A 13984-nucleotide genomic window follows, 5' to 3' on the forward strand; every position below is an offset into this window, starting at 1 on the left:
AAATCGGTGCTTATGCGTCGAATAAGTTCCTCACATTGATTATTTCCTTAAAACGAGGTTGGCAATGTTATCTGCCGCGATATTTGATATGGATGGTTTATTAGTCGATTCCGAACCATTCTGGCAACGCGTTCAAACCGAAGAGCTAGGAAAGCTAGGGGTTTCCATTAGTTTGCAAGACACCCGTGACACCACTGGTGTTCGCATCGATGAAATTGTAAAACACTATGCACGTACGCAACCTTGGCAGGGCCCTTCAAATGCCGAGGTTAGAGAGCGTATCGTCGCGCGTGTGGTCGAATTGGTTCAGCAAGAAAAACCCATGATGCCGGGCGTGAAAGAGGCATTGGCCATTTGTCGCCAAGCCGGACTTAAAATCGGGCTTGCGTCTTCGTCTCCCCTGTCGCTCATTCACCCAACGCTAGATGCATTAGGGTTAAGTGATCAGTTTTCTATTATTGAATCCGCCGGTGATTTAAAGCACGGAAAACCCCATCCAGAAGTCTACCTGAATGCCGCGCAAGCACTAGACGTTGAGCCTGAGCAATGTATTGCCTTCGAGGACTCATTCACTGGTCTGCTCGCCGCCAAAGCGGCCTCGATGAAAACCATTGTAGTACCCGCCGCTCACGAATGGGATGATCCACGCTTTGTCATTGCGGATCACAAACTTGAGACTCTTGGCGACTTTACCTCGGAGATGCTGTAACACCGATATCGTTCATGGGCATTTCCATAAGGCGGCATTGGCCGCCTCTTTTATTTCCATCACTCTGCCACCTCCCTCAGCACCTCGATACACTTTATCCGAGGAGGACCGCGCCTCATCATATCTTCTATACTTATCAAGAAAGCCTTATTGGAGAGAAAGTGACGTCCCATCATGAGGAGGAATAATGAAAGACATCACTGACCGGATCGTGAGCTGCCCCCATTGTGGACACCGTTTTGATATTACGCTTGACTTAAGCGGCGGAAACCAAGAGTTCTATGAAGATTGCCCAAATTGCTGCAATGCCATTCACTACAATATGCAGATTGATGAGTTGCATAAAACGGTCAATTTATTTGTCGATGCAGACGACGAGCAAATCTTTTAACGGATAAGACGCGCTCGGGCCTATCTAACGCGACACACTCAGCGTTGTCCCGTCTGTCAGAAATACAGGCGCCGTGCCGAGTTTTGCTTTCTCTTTCACCGCTCTAGCACGTATAATCTCCCTCGTATTATCTGTTCCCTCCTTCCCTTTTAGACAACCGTGTTGAGGCAGTCGTGCAGCAGTATCGTGATGAAGCGAGCGCCATAATTAGGCTCAGTATTCCAGTGTTTATCGCGCAAATCGCGCAAACGTCGATGGGCTTTGTCGACACCGTCATGGCCGGTGGCTATAGCGCGACCGACATGGCCGCCGTCGCCGTTGCATCCAGTGTGTGGATGCCAGCTATTTTGTTTGGTATTGGCCTGTTGATGGCTATGGTCCCGATGATTGCTCAGCTTAATGGCGCAAGCAAGGACGACCAGATCCCCTATCAATTTCAGCAAGGCCTCTATATGGCGCTGTTTCTGAGTATTCCTATCGGATTGGTTTTGTATAAAGCTGGCGTCATCATCAACTTGATGGATGTTGAAGCTGCATTAACCGATAAAACAATCGGTTACTTACACGCCGTGATTTGGGCGGTTCCGGCCTTTTTGGTGTTCCAAGCGATTCGTAACCTTTGCGAAGGCATGTCGATGACCATTCCCGCGATGGTCATTGGTTTTATCGGCCTTGCCGCCAACATTCCGTTAAACTGGATGTTTGTGTATGGCAAACTCGGTGCGCCTGAGCTTGGCGGTGTCGGCTGTGGGGTCGCAACCGCCATTGTGTATTGGCTGATGGCCGTATTGATGTGGATTTATGTGGTATTCAGTAAAAAACTGAGCACCTTACAGCTGTTTGTTTCGCTTTATGCGCCTGCGTTTAAAGAACAAATCCGCCTGTTTCGCCTCGGTTTCCCTGTTGCCGCGTCACTCTTTTTTGAAGTGACCTTGTTTGCAGCCATTGCGATTTTGATTGCTCCGCTGGGACCGATTACCGTGGCCGCTCACCAAGTTGCGATTAACTTTTCGACCATGATTTTTATGCTACCGATGAGCCTCAGTGCAGCAGTCAGTATTCGCGTGGGTCATTTGCTGGGCAAACGCACCACGGTAGGTGCGGGCAATTCGGCCAAAATTGGTATTTGGCTTGGCGTAAGCACCGCGTGTATTACGGCTATCCTTACCGTTTGGCTCCGCGACCCCATCATCGCACTCTACTCGGATAATGTGGAAGTGGCGACACTGGCCTCATCCTTGATGTTATTGGCAGCGGTATATCAAATTACCGACTCTATTCAAGTGGTTGCCGCCGGTGCACTGCGTGGTTATAAAGATATGCGCGCCATCTTCCAACGAACATTGGTGTCTTACTGGGTGTTTGGTTTGCCACTCGGCTACGTATTAGGCATGACAGATTGGCTGGTACCGGCAATGGGCGCTCACGGCTTTTGGGTTGGGATCATTATTGGTATTTCCACCGCCGCCCTCTTGCTCGGTCTGCGATTGTTTTGGATGCGCAACCAGTCCTCTGAGTTTCAACTTGCCATGTCAGAACGCTAATCCTATCGCCCTGCTGAGGTTTTCTTTCAGCAGGGCAACCTCCTCTCCCACCTATAATCTATTCCCAACTTAAAATCGTCCAATTGGGCTGATCGGCTTGGGCGCGTAACTGCGAACAAGGGTTGACCAAGTAAACATAATCAGCGTACAAGCATAAAGGCAAATCGTTGATCGAATCGGTGAAAAAGTGAATCGCTGAATAGTCGGTTGACTGAGCATTTAGCCATGCCTCTAAACGTGCCACCTTCCCTTCTCGATAGCTTGGTACGCCAGCAATGGTAGCGGTATAACGATTGTGCGCTGTCACTAAATCAATCCCCAAGGCGTCAGGGATCCCAAGGTGGCGCCCCACCGCCTCGACAAGAAACGTAACGCTGGCTGAAATAATCACCCTATCGATGCCATCACGGTCTAACTGCGCCAGCAATGTTTTCGACTCGGCAAACTGCTTAGGTAAAATTTTGGTGTGCAAACACTCTTCTACCAACGCATGGACCTGTTCGACGGATAAGTCGGTCAGGGGCGCCATCGCAAATTGAAGGTAGCTCGCCATGTCGAGCTTTCCTTGCGTATAAAGCTGCATTAAACGCTGATCTTCCTTTAAAAAATCGGATTGCGTCACCACGCCTTTTTCTACCAAAAACGCGTTAAACAACATGGCACAGTCACCATTAATCAAGGTATCGTCCATATCAAAAACGTACAAAGGTGACGACATAGCTAAGGCCTCACAGGTTGGAGTTCATTAAGGTTAAAAAGCAGCTCGAGCTGACTACCGTTCGCCAACAAACGCTCAGATGAGCGATTGAGTAGATCCACGGTGAGGTGGCAGTCATCGACCGCCACTTGGTAGCGAATCACATTACCAAGCAGTTGATGATTATGGATCCGACCGACACGTGGCGCAGAAATATGTGAGCCGTATTGGCGTCCCGGCTCTTTGATATAAATGGACTCAGGGCGAATCGCCACTTTCCACTCGGTATCCAGATTAAACAGTTGTTTCGCTTTCTTGGCCTCTACCAAGTTGTAATGGCCCATAAACCCGGCAACAAACTCATTGGCCGGCTGGGTATAAATGGCTTCCGGCGTGCCCGCTTGTACGATTTCACCTTTGTCCATCAAAAAAATACGATCTGACATGATCATCGCTTCTTCTTGGTCATGGGTAACAAAGATCGTGGTCAAATCCATCTCTTTTTGAATGTCACGGATTTGCTGGCGAAGGTGTTTGCGAATTTTGGCATCCAGTGCCGAGAGTGGCTCATCTAGCAATAAAATTCGCGGTTTCACGACCAAAGCGCGAGCAAGGGCAACACGTTGACGCTGTCCGCCAGATAATTGGTGTGGATAGTGTTTTTCCTTCCCCGTCAGATCAACCAGCGCAATAACCTTAGCCACTTCACGTTGGATGTCAGCCGTCCCCCACCGCTTCATTTTCAATCCAAAAGCAATATTGGCTTCAACCGTCATATTGGGGAACAAGGCGTATGACTGAAACACCATGCCAATCCCTCGCTGCTGAGGCGTTTGGTGAGTAATATTTTCACCATTTACCCATATCTCACCATCATCAACGGGGTTCAAGCCAGCCAGGCTGCGTAGCAAGGTTGATTTACCACAACCACTCGGTCCCAACAAAGTAATAAATTCGCCTTGCTCAATCGTGAACTCAATGTCTTCAAAAACAGTGTTATCACCAAAGCGTTTCGTCAGGTTATTGGCACGAACGTAACTCATTATTTCACCCCTCGGCTAAAACGACTTGCGAGCCAAGTCAGTAAGAAAATAAACAGGAAATAGGTCATGACCAAGGCGGAGGTAAAGTGGCCACTGGTTTGACGCATATTGTAGAGATAGATTTGCAGTGTCTCGTAACGGGTTCCCACCAAAATATTGGCAAAAACAAACTCGCCGAGTAGAAACGAAAACGACAAGAACAGCGACGCCATGAGGCCTTTCTTCACATTCGGTAGTACGATCAGTAAAAAGGCTTGGCGGGTACTCGCGCCGAGTAAATGAGCGGCATCCATCAGATCATGCAGGTGAATTGCCTCGAAGCTATTAGCAATCGCACGGTACATAAAGGGCAACGCAATAGTGAAGTAGGTGCCAATCAAAATCCAAGGGGTGCCAATCAGTGCAATCTCGCTGTCGGCATAAAGCTGAAGTAACCCCACCGAAGACACCACAGGTGGCACGGCAAAGGGAAGCAAGATCAGCATATTCATTAGCTTATCGAGGGATGGAAAGTAGTAAAACACGACAAAAATTGCCGGTAAGATCAACACAACACTGAGCGTCAACGCGGCGACACAAATAAACAGCGAGCGACCAAATGCTTCTAAAAAACGCGGATCGGTAACCAGCTTTAGATACCAATCCAACGTAAATCCATCGGGTAACACTGTGGCGCCCCAACGCGATGAGAATGAATAGATTAAGGTCGCTAAGATCGGGACTAGCATCACGCCAACAATGCCGTAAACCACGGTTTTGTGGTATCGGGTACTCATCGTATCCATCGCTATTTTCTCCCCTTTTTGCCCGCGTAGCTTTTTGCAATAAGCCATTGGTTAACGACGGTGATAAACGCCAGTAACACCATCAGAATGACAGAAATCGCCGCTGCCAGATTGGGCTCAAGGAATAAATCGCCCGATACCAAACTGGCAATGCGCACGGTGACAAGGTTGTAATTACCCGACGTTAGCGCATAAACACTGGCATAAGCGCCGATAGCATTGGCAATGAGGATAATAAAGGTGCCAAATAACGCGGGAGAGAGAACAGGCAAGGCCACTCGCGCCCAGTATTGTGATGTACGAGCCCCTAACAGGGCAGCGGCGGCTTGCCAGTCATCACTCAACGCATCAAACGCGGGATAGAGAAGCAACACCGCAAGTGGAATTTGAAAATAAATATAGATTGCCAACAATCCCCACTTGCCGTAAAGGTCAAACTCGCCCAGTACACCGTATTGCTTGAGGAGCAAGGTAATGGCGCCATTGGTGCCCAGAATAATGATAAAGGCAAACGCCAATGGAACGCCGGCAAAGTTGCTGCTCATATTGGTAAAGGCAATCACGCCATCACGAAGTTTAGAATCGACACGACGCAGCGAAGACACCAACAAAGTTGCGATGGCCAACCCCACCACACTCGACCAAAACGCCAGCCACAAGCTATTGCTAAACGCCTGAAGCATAAACGCAGAGTCGATGATTTCGACATAGTTATCGACGCTTAATGTGTCGTCGTAAATAAAGCTATTAACGAACACCCAGACCATGGGCGCAATCTGAAACAGATAGAAAAAGCAGCCAAAAGGAACTAACCACAGCGCGGGTTTCCAACGTTTAAGTCGAGTCACCCAAGCGAGCTTAGTTTTGGTCGGTGTATGGGTGTGCGTGGGAGTAAGAGAACTGTCCATCATGCTAACAATTCCTGAGTAAAAGGTTTGGGGTGGTCAAGCTGCAATAGCTGACACACAGTGCCGCACAGTTCGGTTTGTTTAACCTGGCAGGCTTGATGGCTAAAACGCTCACCGATAACAAACAAAGGCACATCGCGCTCTTCTGCCAACGTACCACCGTGCGACCTATCATTATTCATCCCATGATCGCTGGTGATCAGCACTTGATAACCGTCGGCTACCCAAGCTTCGATGTAATTCGCGAGCAAACTATCAATATGCCGCGCACCATTGCGATATTGCTGAGAATCCAAGCCGTGTTTGTGCCCGAGATCATCCATATTCATGGGGTGGATGAGCAAAAAATCGGGCTCGAAAGTACGACGTAAATACTCTGCGTCCAACAACAAGGCTTCATCTGGGTAATGATCCCAATGGTAGAAACAGCCATGCTGAATATTGAGTGATGTGTCATGCGTAAAGCGATCTCTAACCGGCTCAAAAGGCGCACGATTATAGAGTTCGCTGATCCAATGATAGGCCGCAGCCGCGGTTACCTTGCCTTGTGCGCTCGCCAAGCTAAAAACTGAATCATGCTTGGATAAACGCACAATCGTATTGTTGACGATGCCGCTTTCTATCGGGCGGATCCCGGTTAAGATGCACTCATACAAAGGGCGAGACATGGATGGCAATTCACTTTGCAGCTGATAAAGCGTGGTGCGCAGCGCTGATTGGGAATGAGGTTGTTCTACAAGACCGTTCAGATAGCCCATGCAATCACGGGCTACCTGATAATTCAGTCCGTCAAGAACAACAAGGATCACCTTATTATTCATACTAACCGACTTCTATTGCTGGTGGATAAGCACACTTTCTTGCCATTGACGAGGTAGACGGCGCGCTGACTTTTCCCATGCCGAGAAGTTCGTCACTGGGCGCACATTGCTGTATTGGTCATTAGCGATCAGTTTGTCTTGGATCGACTGAGGTAAGGTGACATTGGTACGAATCGGACGAGCATATCCCTCGGCAAGATTAATTTGCCCTTGATCACTAAAAATGTACTCACGCGCCAACTTCGCCGCGTTGGGGTTTTTCGCGTATTTATTGATAATGGTGGTGTAACCAGAAATCACGGAGCCATCTTGAGGAATATTTACAGTGAAACGCTCACGATCAATTTTGTCGCGGTAATTCAGCGCATTGAAGTCCCACATAATAGCCACTTCAATTTCACCTTTTTCAAGGTTCGCAATGCTTGGGTTGGTGAACGATAAGCGCCCCTGCTTGGCCAGTTTTGCAAAAAAATCGATCGCCGGTTTTAGATTAGATTCATCACCGCCATTGGCAAATGAAGCCGCTAAGACAGCATTGTTTGCCTGAGACGCAACGCCCACATCCCCGACCGTAACCTTGTAGTCCCCTTCAAGTAGGTCCTGCCACGATGTTGGCGCATCTTTTACCAAGTTATTGTTGGCGATAAACGCGATCGTGCCGGTATAAGCCAACGCCCAGTGGCCGTCTTTGTCTTTTGCCCAGTCAGGAATATCATCCCAAGTACTCGGCTTATAGGGCTGGGTGACGCCCTTTTTCACCGCAACACGCGCAAATGCAAAGCCGACGTCACCAATATCCGCGGTGGCATTTTTCTTCTCAGCTTCAAATTTGGCAATTTCTTGTGCCGAGCTCATGTCAGTGTCTTGGTGGATTAACCCATAATTTGCCTTCAAATCCGCCCACGTGTCTTTCCAATTCGCCCAACTGTCGGGCATACCCACGCTATAAACAGCCCCCTCTTGCTGGGCAGCCTTGGTCAAAGATTCCAGGTTGGTCTCTTTCGCCACAGTGGGAAACGCCAGTGTGGCGGCGATCAGTGCTGCTGGCACCATACGCTTCGCCGGTAAAGCAACGGAACGACTTAGCAAAGTTTTCATTGTCTCTATCCTTCTGGACTAGGTCAGTAAGTTCGTTTTGCATGCTAGGGCGCAAATATGACGATTAGGCATCAATAGATTGACATTTCTGCTTACATTTCATGTCACTTTTATTGCAGGCATCCTGTGTCCAAGCGACTGATAGCTGTCATATTTCTGTTAACTCTGTGACTTATCTTGCGGGGATACTCTTTACTGGACTAGATCACTAATGAGCGTGACGACAACTCGCCAATACGGTACGCAGCTGACATACATCAAGCAGAATCTGCGAGAGCAAATCCAAGCAGGTGTGATACATCAAGGACAGAAACTCCCTTCAGAACGCGAACTCAGTGAGCTCTACGGTACCACGCGTATTACGGTCAAAGACGCCTTGGTTTCACTGGAGACAGAAGGGCTGATTTATCGCGAAGAACGTCGGGGTTGGTATGTGTCCCCCGAGCGAATTGGCTATAACCCTCTATCTCGGACCCACTTCCACCAAATGATCCGTGAACAAGATCGCTCCGCGGATACTCGATTAATCAGAGTGCGCAACGAAGTCGCATCCGGCGAGTACGCTCGTGCGCTGGACGCAGGCCCTATGTTGCCCATTCATATCATTGAGCGGTTACGTTATATCGATGGTCGAGCAGTACTGTTTGTCGAGAATGTGCTGAAAGCCGCTTTGTTTGAAGGTATCTTAACTGAGGATTTAACCCAGTCACTGACAGGGATTTACCGAGACAAATATCACTACGAAACGAAACGCTCGCGGTTTGAAGTCATCCCCACCTCAGCCCCCGCTCACGTTGCCAAAGCATTGAACCTTGCCAATGGGCAACCCATCCTCAAAATATGCCGAATCAACTACAAGCAAGATGGTGAGTTGATTGATTGCGAATTTGAATATTGGCGACCCGACGCGGTGGTGATCCGTATCGACAGTGTCGACCCCGCTGTTCGATAATCGACCTTATCGGTTCTAGAGCGATGTAACGGGAATAAAACCATCCTACTGACATAAACTCAGTAAGTTGCGTAAACTATGAGACGTGGCGATCGGGTTGCGGGTCGCCTTCGTATCGACTGGCATCGACGCTAAAGGAATTACCGTGTTATGCGCTTACTCGCTCCCCTTCTGATTGTTCTATCGATAAGCTTGCTGACTGCTTGTGAACCAGCTGATCCGGCTAAAGCCATGATGGCCGACTACCAACAACGCCTCGCAAATGTGTTGGATGCAGATCCCTCTCCCCTTAACCTACCGGCGCTGCCCTCTTTGCCTCGTAAACGGGAGCTGGTACAACCCATCGCCGATCTCCGTTTAGGGTTGCTCGATGCTTATGAACTGCGCCAATGCGGGCTGTTTAATTTAATTGCCGAGCGTAATTCCTCACTGGGAAAAGTCGCCGATCGCTTTCGTCAGCTTGATTACGAACTCAGTTTTATCCGTGTTGCTAAGCAATGCCTGCCAAAGGTGAAAGATGACAGCATCCGAACCGCGCTCAATGACGCCATCGTAAGCAAAACCCAGCAACTTCCCACCGTTATCTGGAATACGGTGATTGATAGCAGCGCCTGGCAAGCACAGTGGTCATTGCCGATTCACACGTTGCCGGTTGAACTTCCCGCGCATAGCAATGCGGTCAGCGCGATGACGCAATTCGGCCGCTTGGTTCAACAGCCATCGTCGACTCATGAAAGCATTCTTGAGTGGCAAGAAAGTATTGAAAAACAACCGATTTTAGGCGCATTATTCGTAAGCCTGACAGCACATACGGATTGGCTTAATCAAACCAGCCAGTTGATTGCCGACAATCAATCCAAAGTACTGTGTGGTGAAAATTTTGATACTACCCGCCTCGAGCGATTAAAAACCGTGTTTTACAAATATTATGTCGGTGAAGTACAACCTTATTTAGCGCGCGTAGACGGCTTGTATCGTGATGTATCGCCAACATTAAACCAACTTGCCTCCCTAGAAACGCCTCCGCCTTTTTCTGCGTATAAATCCGCCTATTGGCAAGGCGAGGCATACACGGCGTATAAACAGGCCATTCGTCATCATGCCGATGTATGGCAACAGCTGTTCCAACGCTGTAACGTGACCTTAGGCGGGTAAGTGTCCGCCTGTCACGTCGCGATCATAAAGAAAAATGGTGAAAAACCATCAATTTGACCACCAAATCGCCAAACAGACGTCAATGTGCAAAAAAGTGCGCTCAAGCGCTTGCGTGACACAGATGAACTCGCTACTATTCATCCCGCTTTCAAGCACTGTGCGTCCGTAGCTCAGCTGGTTAGAGTATCGCCTTGACATGGCGGGGGTCGGTGGTTCGAGTCCACTCGGACGCACCACTTTGCTTGAAACGAAAAATTATGCGTCTGTAACTCAGTTGGTTAGAGTGTCACCTTGACATGGTGGAAGTCGGTGGTTCGAGTCCACTCAGACGCACCACATTTTGAAATTCGCGTCCGTAGCTCAGTTGGTTAGAGTATCGCCTTGACATGGCGGGGGTCGGCAGTTCGAGTCTGCCCGGACGCACCATTTCCAGAGAGCCTGCTTTTTAGCAGGCTTTTTTGTTTGCCGCTACCTGTTCTTTAAAGCAAGATAGGCTCACGCCACATCAGTAAACGACACCATCAATACCATGAAATTAAAACGAGGCAGGCACAAACACCCGCCCCATTGATTCATGCTTGTTCGTTTTACGCTACGGCGCTATCCGCTGCTAACACAAACTTTTCAATCGCTTTGGCCACACCGTGCTCATCATTGCTTTCGGTAATGTAATCCGCGATTTGCTTGGTTGCTTCCATGGCATTCGCCATCGCAATGCCAAGGCCCGCGTATTCCAACATCGCGTGATCATTTTCAGCATCGCCCATGCAAATCACTTCATCGGGTTGAATACCTAGATGCGCTGCAATAGCGGCCACCCCCGCCCCTTTATTGCTCTCAGGGTTTAAAAACTCGAGGAAGAAAGGCGCACTTTGCACGACCGTAAATTCCTCGCGTAGCGCGGATGGTAACGCACTGATCACTTCGTTTAACTTGCTTGGCTCTGCCACCATCAACACTTTGATAATCGGATGATCATCGCTTAGGGTCTCGAAATCCATCTCGGTAATATCTAGGCCGTTTATCTTGCCTTCAATTTCGGTATACGGATTCTGTGCTGGTGTAATTAAACCGTGCTCAGTACTAAACGCGTGCACGTAGGCACCCAATGCTTCAGCATATCGAGCCAGCGCTTTCGCGGCTTTGCCGTCTAGCCCTTTTTGCAAGATCACCTCATCGGTCCCTACGTTTTTCACCATCGAGCCGTTGTAATACAGCACAAAGTCTTTATCCGACCCGATTCCCAGTTCGTCTAGCTTAGGCTGCATGCCCTCAAGCGGCCGACCGGACGCCAATACCACAGTAGCACCTTTCTCACGCGCGCGGGCAATGGCTTGCTTATTCTCAGCAGATATTGCTTTCTCGCTGTTTAACAAGGTGCCGTCCATATCTAGGGCGATTAATTTGTACATCGTTTACTCACTTCAACATCAACATAAAATCAGAAATTGTCCCAGAACCGCAAACTAAACGCCGTGCCTACAACAACATATCGTCTTCAATCGCAATAAAGCGATCGACACTGTTCACCAAGGAATTAGCCGTGAGGGAAGGCACGCCAAGTACCACTGCTTCAGTGTGATAGCGCGCGCGAATTTTGTTCATCAGCAAATTAAAATCTCCGTCGCCGGATAACAGCACCACGGTATCAACCTCGGGCGCGGTTTCCATCACATCAATGGCAATCCCCACATCCCAATCGCCTTTGGTACTGCCATCGGCGCGTTGAATATAAGGTTTAAGCTTGACGGTAAAGCCAATGTGGCGAAGAGCATCTTGAAATTTGATTTGCTGATCGTCATCGCGGCGAATGGCGTAAGCATACGCGGTTACCACCTCCCCCATATCATTGAGGGTTTGCCACAACTGACGATAGTTAAATTGACGCCCGTAGGCTTGGCGTGTGGTGTAGTAGATATTTTGAACGTCGACAAAAACCGCGATTTTTTTCAAGTCAGGCTCACAGTCGGTGGGAGAATTGAAGTCAGAGAGGATACCACACCACGCTACCGTGAAGACAATGACGAGCGTGGCCGCATCTAGCAAAAACAAAAAAGCCGCTGACAACAGCGGCTCTCGCGAGGGTTAGTATCATTAACTTAACCCAACAATATTACCCTCATCATCAAGGTCAAGGTTCATAAACGCTGGTTTTTCCGGTAGACCGGGCATGGTCATCACGTTGCCACATAAGGCATAGACAAATCCGGCACCCGCGCATAATTTCAACTCGCGGATCGGTACATCAAAGCCTTTGGGAGCGCCTTTTATCGCACCATCGGTTGAAATAGACAGTGGCGTTTTCGCCAAACAGACTGCCAAGCCGTCATATCCTTGCGCTTTAAATTGTTGCAGTTGCTGTTTCGCGGTGTCACTTAACGTCACGCTTCCCGCGCCATAACCAACTTCCGCAACCGCCATTAGTTTTTCTTCCAAGCTTTGCTGGGCGTGATACAAGGGCGAGAATGATGCATTGGTTTCACATTGCGCGACCACTTGTTCCGCCAGTTCACGCGTACCCTCGCCACCTTGGGCAAAGCCTTCACTGATCGCTACCCGCACCTTGTTGGGCAGCGCTTCAATCATCGCCTTGAGTGTCGCAAGCTCCGCATCACTGTCTTGTGGAAAGCGATTAATCGCCACCACCGCCGGCACACCATATTGAGTCACATTATTGATATGCCATTTGAGGTTTTCAAACCCTGCTACTAATGCCTCATTATCATCCGCAAAGAGCGCGTCGGGCATAGGCTGACCAGGCTGTAAATTGTAGTGACCCGAGTTGGCTTTTAAGCCGCGCAATGTCGCCACAATCACTGCACAGTCTGGCGCTTTACCGGATGCTTGCGCTTTAATGTTGCAGGCTTTTTCAAATCCCATGTCCGAGCCAAAGCCACCTTCGGTGACGGTATAATCACCCAGCTTAAGGGCAATGTTATCGGCGATAATTGACGAATTGCCATGGGCAATATTGGCAAATGGACCAGCGTGAATCAGTGTCGGCACACCTTCTAGGGTTTGCATCAAGGTGGGTTCAATCGCTTCTTTCATACTGACCGCCATCGCGCCGGCCACTTGCAAATCTTCGGTGGTGATCGGCTCACCGGTATGGCTATAAGCCAACACTATGCGGCCGATGCGCTGACGCAGATCGCGAAGATCGCTCGCCAACGCCAAAATCGCCATTAGCTCAGAGGCGGCCGAAATATCAAATCCGCCCTCACGCTCGTAGCCGTTGATGGTTTTGCCCGGCTCGTTTTTACCCACAGTTACCATACGCAAAGCGCGATCGTTGTGATCCATCACCCGCTTCCAGACCACCCGATTTGGGTCGATTTTTAACGCTTTTAAGCCACTGCGCGCCTCAAAATCGTCATAGCCTCGACGTTGCTCGTGATAAATTCGCGCATCAATAGCCGCAGCAGCCAAGTTGTGCGCCGCGGTCACCGCATGAATATCTCCCGTCAGGTGGAGGTTGAGCTCCTCCATCGGAGCCACTTGCGAATAACCACCGCCAGCTGCGCCACCTTTCACACCAAATACGGGCCCCATCGAAGGCTGACGAATACACGCCGTCACAGAATGATTCAGTTTCGCCAAGCCTTGCGCCAAACCAATGGTGGTGACGGTTTTGCCTTCACCCAAGGGCGTGGGAGTGATGGCGGTGACCAGGACTAACTTTCCCGTTCGGTTGGGGGCAAGACGCTTTAAGCAATCGAGAGAGATTTTGGCTTTATAGCTACCTTGCGTTTTAAACTCTGAGTCAAGGAGGCCAGCTTGCTTGGCAATGGTAGATATGGGGGCGAGTGTGGTGTTACGACAGATCTCGACATCAGGTAGCATGAAACCCTCTCAATAGCGCACAATATGTTCAAAGCAAA

Annotated in this window: 14 protein-coding genes and 3 tRNA genes; 8 read left to right on the forward strand and 9 right to left on the reverse strand. The window is 49.3% G+C overall.

Features of this window, described 5'->3' with window-relative positions; all coding sequences use genetic code 11:
- The first annotated feature begins 64 nt into the window (after positions 1-64).
- From hxpB to E8E00_RS07005, 3 genes are all read left to right on the forward strand, one after another.
- Positions 65-709: a hexitol phosphatase HxpB gene (gene hxpB / locus E8E00_RS06995; protein ID WP_096628290.1), complete on the forward strand. Its 645-nt coding sequence runs from the start codon at positions 65-67 to the stop codon at positions 707-709.
- 187 nt (positions 710-896) lie between these two features.
- On the forward strand, positions 897-1100 hold the full coding sequence (locus E8E00_RS07000) for a CPXCG motif-containing cysteine-rich protein (protein ID WP_069587628.1): 204 nt from the start codon (positions 897-899) through the stop codon (positions 1098-1100).
- Positions 1101-1273: 173 nt separating this feature from the next.
- On the forward strand, positions 1274-2644 hold the full coding sequence (locus E8E00_RS07005) for an MATE family efflux transporter (RefSeq protein ID WP_069587627.1): 1371 nt from the start codon (positions 1274-1276) through the stop codon (positions 2642-2644).
- Between the two features lie 58 nt (positions 2645-2702).
- On the opposite strand, the gene E8E00_RS07010 is transcribed toward E8E00_RS07005, so the two are convergent.
- The 6 genes from E8E00_RS07010 to E8E00_RS07035 are packed head-to-tail and all read right to left on the reverse strand — an operon-like array spanning position 2703 to position 7996.
- Positions 2703-3362: an HAD family phosphatase gene (locus tag E8E00_RS07010; protein ID WP_069587626.1), complete on the reverse strand. Its 660-nt coding sequence runs from the start codon at positions 3360-3362 to the stop codon at positions 2703-2705.
- A gap of 2 nt (positions 3363-3364) precedes the next feature.
- On the reverse strand, positions 3365-4384 hold the full coding sequence (locus E8E00_RS07015; RefSeq protein WP_069587625.1) for an ABC transporter ATP-binding protein: 1020 nt from the start codon (positions 4382-4384) through the stop codon (positions 3365-3367).
- Complete coding sequence (locus tag E8E00_RS07020; RefSeq protein ID WP_096628288.1) at positions 4384-5169, reverse strand: ABC transporter permease; 786 nt, start codon at positions 5167-5169, stop codon at positions 4384-4386. The genes E8E00_RS07015 and E8E00_RS07020 overlap by 1 nt, the downstream gene beginning before the upstream one ends.
- A 2-nt stretch (positions 5170-5171) precedes the next feature.
- Positions 5172-6080, reverse strand: coding sequence for an ABC transporter permease subunit (locus E8E00_RS07025; protein ID WP_077640339.1), 909 nt, complete (start codon positions 6078-6080; stop codon positions 5172-5174).
- On the reverse strand, positions 6077-6898 hold the full coding sequence (locus E8E00_RS07030) for an alkaline phosphatase family protein (RefSeq protein WP_069587623.1): 822 nt from the start codon (positions 6896-6898) through the stop codon (positions 6077-6079). Before E8E00_RS07030 ends, E8E00_RS07025 begins: the two co-directional genes overlap by 4 nt.
- A 12-nt stretch (positions 6899-6910) precedes the next feature.
- Positions 6911-7996 (reverse strand): ABC transporter substrate-binding protein, encoded by a 1086-nt coding sequence (locus E8E00_RS07035; RefSeq protein ID WP_096628285.1) that lies wholly within the window; start codon positions 7994-7996, stop codon positions 6911-6913.
- Between the two features lie 211 nt (positions 7997-8207).
- Between E8E00_RS07035 and E8E00_RS07040 the strand changes: the two genes are divergently transcribed.
- The 5 genes from E8E00_RS07040 (at position 8208) to E8E00_RS07060 (ending at position 10529) form a co-directional block, all read left to right on the forward strand.
- On the forward strand, positions 8208-8948 hold the full coding sequence (locus tag E8E00_RS07040) for a UTRA domain-containing protein (RefSeq protein WP_096628282.1): 741 nt from the start codon (positions 8208-8210) through the stop codon (positions 8946-8948).
- Between the two features lie 150 nt (positions 8949-9098).
- Positions 9099-10103, forward strand: coding sequence for a DUF3080 domain-containing protein (locus tag E8E00_RS07045; protein WP_096628279.1), 1005 nt, complete (start codon positions 9099-9101; stop codon positions 10101-10103).
- A 159-nt stretch (positions 10104-10262) separates the two neighbouring features.
- A tRNA-Val gene (locus E8E00_RS07050) sits at positions 10263-10339 on the forward strand.
- A gap of 23 nt (positions 10340-10362) precedes the next feature.
- Positions 10363-10439: transfer RNA gene (locus E8E00_RS07055), tRNA-Val, on the forward strand.
- Between the two features lie 13 nt (positions 10440-10452).
- A tRNA-Val gene (locus E8E00_RS07060) sits at positions 10453-10529 on the forward strand.
- A gap of 161 nt (positions 10530-10690) precedes the next feature.
- Here the strand turns inward: E8E00_RS07060 and E8E00_RS07065 are convergent.
- The 3 genes from E8E00_RS07065 to E8E00_RS07075 all read right to left on the reverse strand — a co-directional run bounded on the left by E8E00_RS07065 (position 10691) and on the right by E8E00_RS07075 (position 13946).
- A complete protein-coding gene (locus E8E00_RS07065; protein WP_096628276.1) occupies positions 10691-11515 on the reverse strand; it encodes a Cof-type HAD-IIB family hydrolase in 825 nt (274 codons plus the stop codon).
- A gap of 67 nt (positions 11516-11582) precedes the next feature.
- Positions 11583-12056: an NYN domain-containing protein gene (locus E8E00_RS07070; protein WP_096631382.1), complete on the reverse strand. Its 474-nt coding sequence runs from the start codon at positions 12054-12056 to the stop codon at positions 11583-11585.
- A gap of 141 nt (positions 12057-12197) precedes the next feature.
- Entirely contained in the window at positions 12198-13946 is a 1749-nt protein-coding gene (locus E8E00_RS07075) for a formate--tetrahydrofolate ligase (protein WP_096628273.1), read from the reverse strand.
- Positions 13947-13984 lie beyond the last annotated feature (38 nt).

This window comes from Salinivibrio sp. YCSC6 (assembly GCF_004916735.1).
GTDB lineage: Bacteria > Pseudomonadota > Gammaproteobacteria > Enterobacterales > Vibrionaceae > Salinivibrio > Salinivibrio proteolyticus.

Bases quoted from the DNA above. Each gene is read 5' to 3' on its own strand.
- hxpB (WP_096628290.1), top strand. From the start codon at position 65: ATGTTATCTGCCGCGATATTTGATATGGATGGTTTATTAGTCGATTCC.
- E8E00_RS07000 (WP_069587628.1), top strand. From the start codon at position 897: ATGAAAGACATCACTGACCGGATCGTGAGCTGCCCCCATTGTGGACAC.
- E8E00_RS07010 (WP_069587626.1), bottom strand. From the start codon at position 3,362: ATGTCGTCACCTTTGTACGTTTTTGATATGGACGATACCTTGATTAAT.
- E8E00_RS07015 (WP_069587625.1), bottom strand. From the start codon at position 4,384: ATGAGTTACGTTCGTGCCAATAACCTGACGAAACGCTTTGGTGATAAC.
- E8E00_RS07020 (WP_096628288.1), bottom strand. From the start codon at position 5,169: ATGGATACGATGAGTACCCGATACCACAAAACCGTGGTTTACGGCATT.
- E8E00_RS07025 (WP_077640339.1), bottom strand. From the start codon at position 6,080: ATGATGGACAGTTCTCTTACTCCCACGCACACCCATACACCGACCAAA.
- E8E00_RS07030 (WP_069587623.1), bottom strand. From the start codon at position 6,898: ATGAATAATAAGGTGATCCTTGTTGTTCTTGACGGACTGAATTATCAG.
- E8E00_RS07035 (WP_096628285.1), bottom strand. From the start codon at position 7,996: ATGAAAACTTTGCTAAGTCGTTCCGTTGCTTTACCGGCGAAGCGTATG.
- E8E00_RS07040 (WP_096628282.1), top strand. From the start codon at position 8,208: ATGAGCGTGACGACAACTCGCCAATACGGTACGCAGCTGACATACATC.
- E8E00_RS07045 (WP_096628279.1), top strand. From the start codon at position 9,099: ATGCGCTTACTCGCTCCCCTTCTGATTGTTCTATCGATAAGCTTGCTG.
- E8E00_RS07065 (WP_096628276.1), bottom strand. From the start codon at position 11,515: ATGTACAAATTAATCGCCCTAGATATGGACGGCACCTTGTTAAACAGC.
- E8E00_RS07075 (WP_096628273.1), bottom strand. From the start codon at position 13,946: ATGCTACCTGATGTCGAGATCTGTCGTAACACCACACTCGCCCCCATA.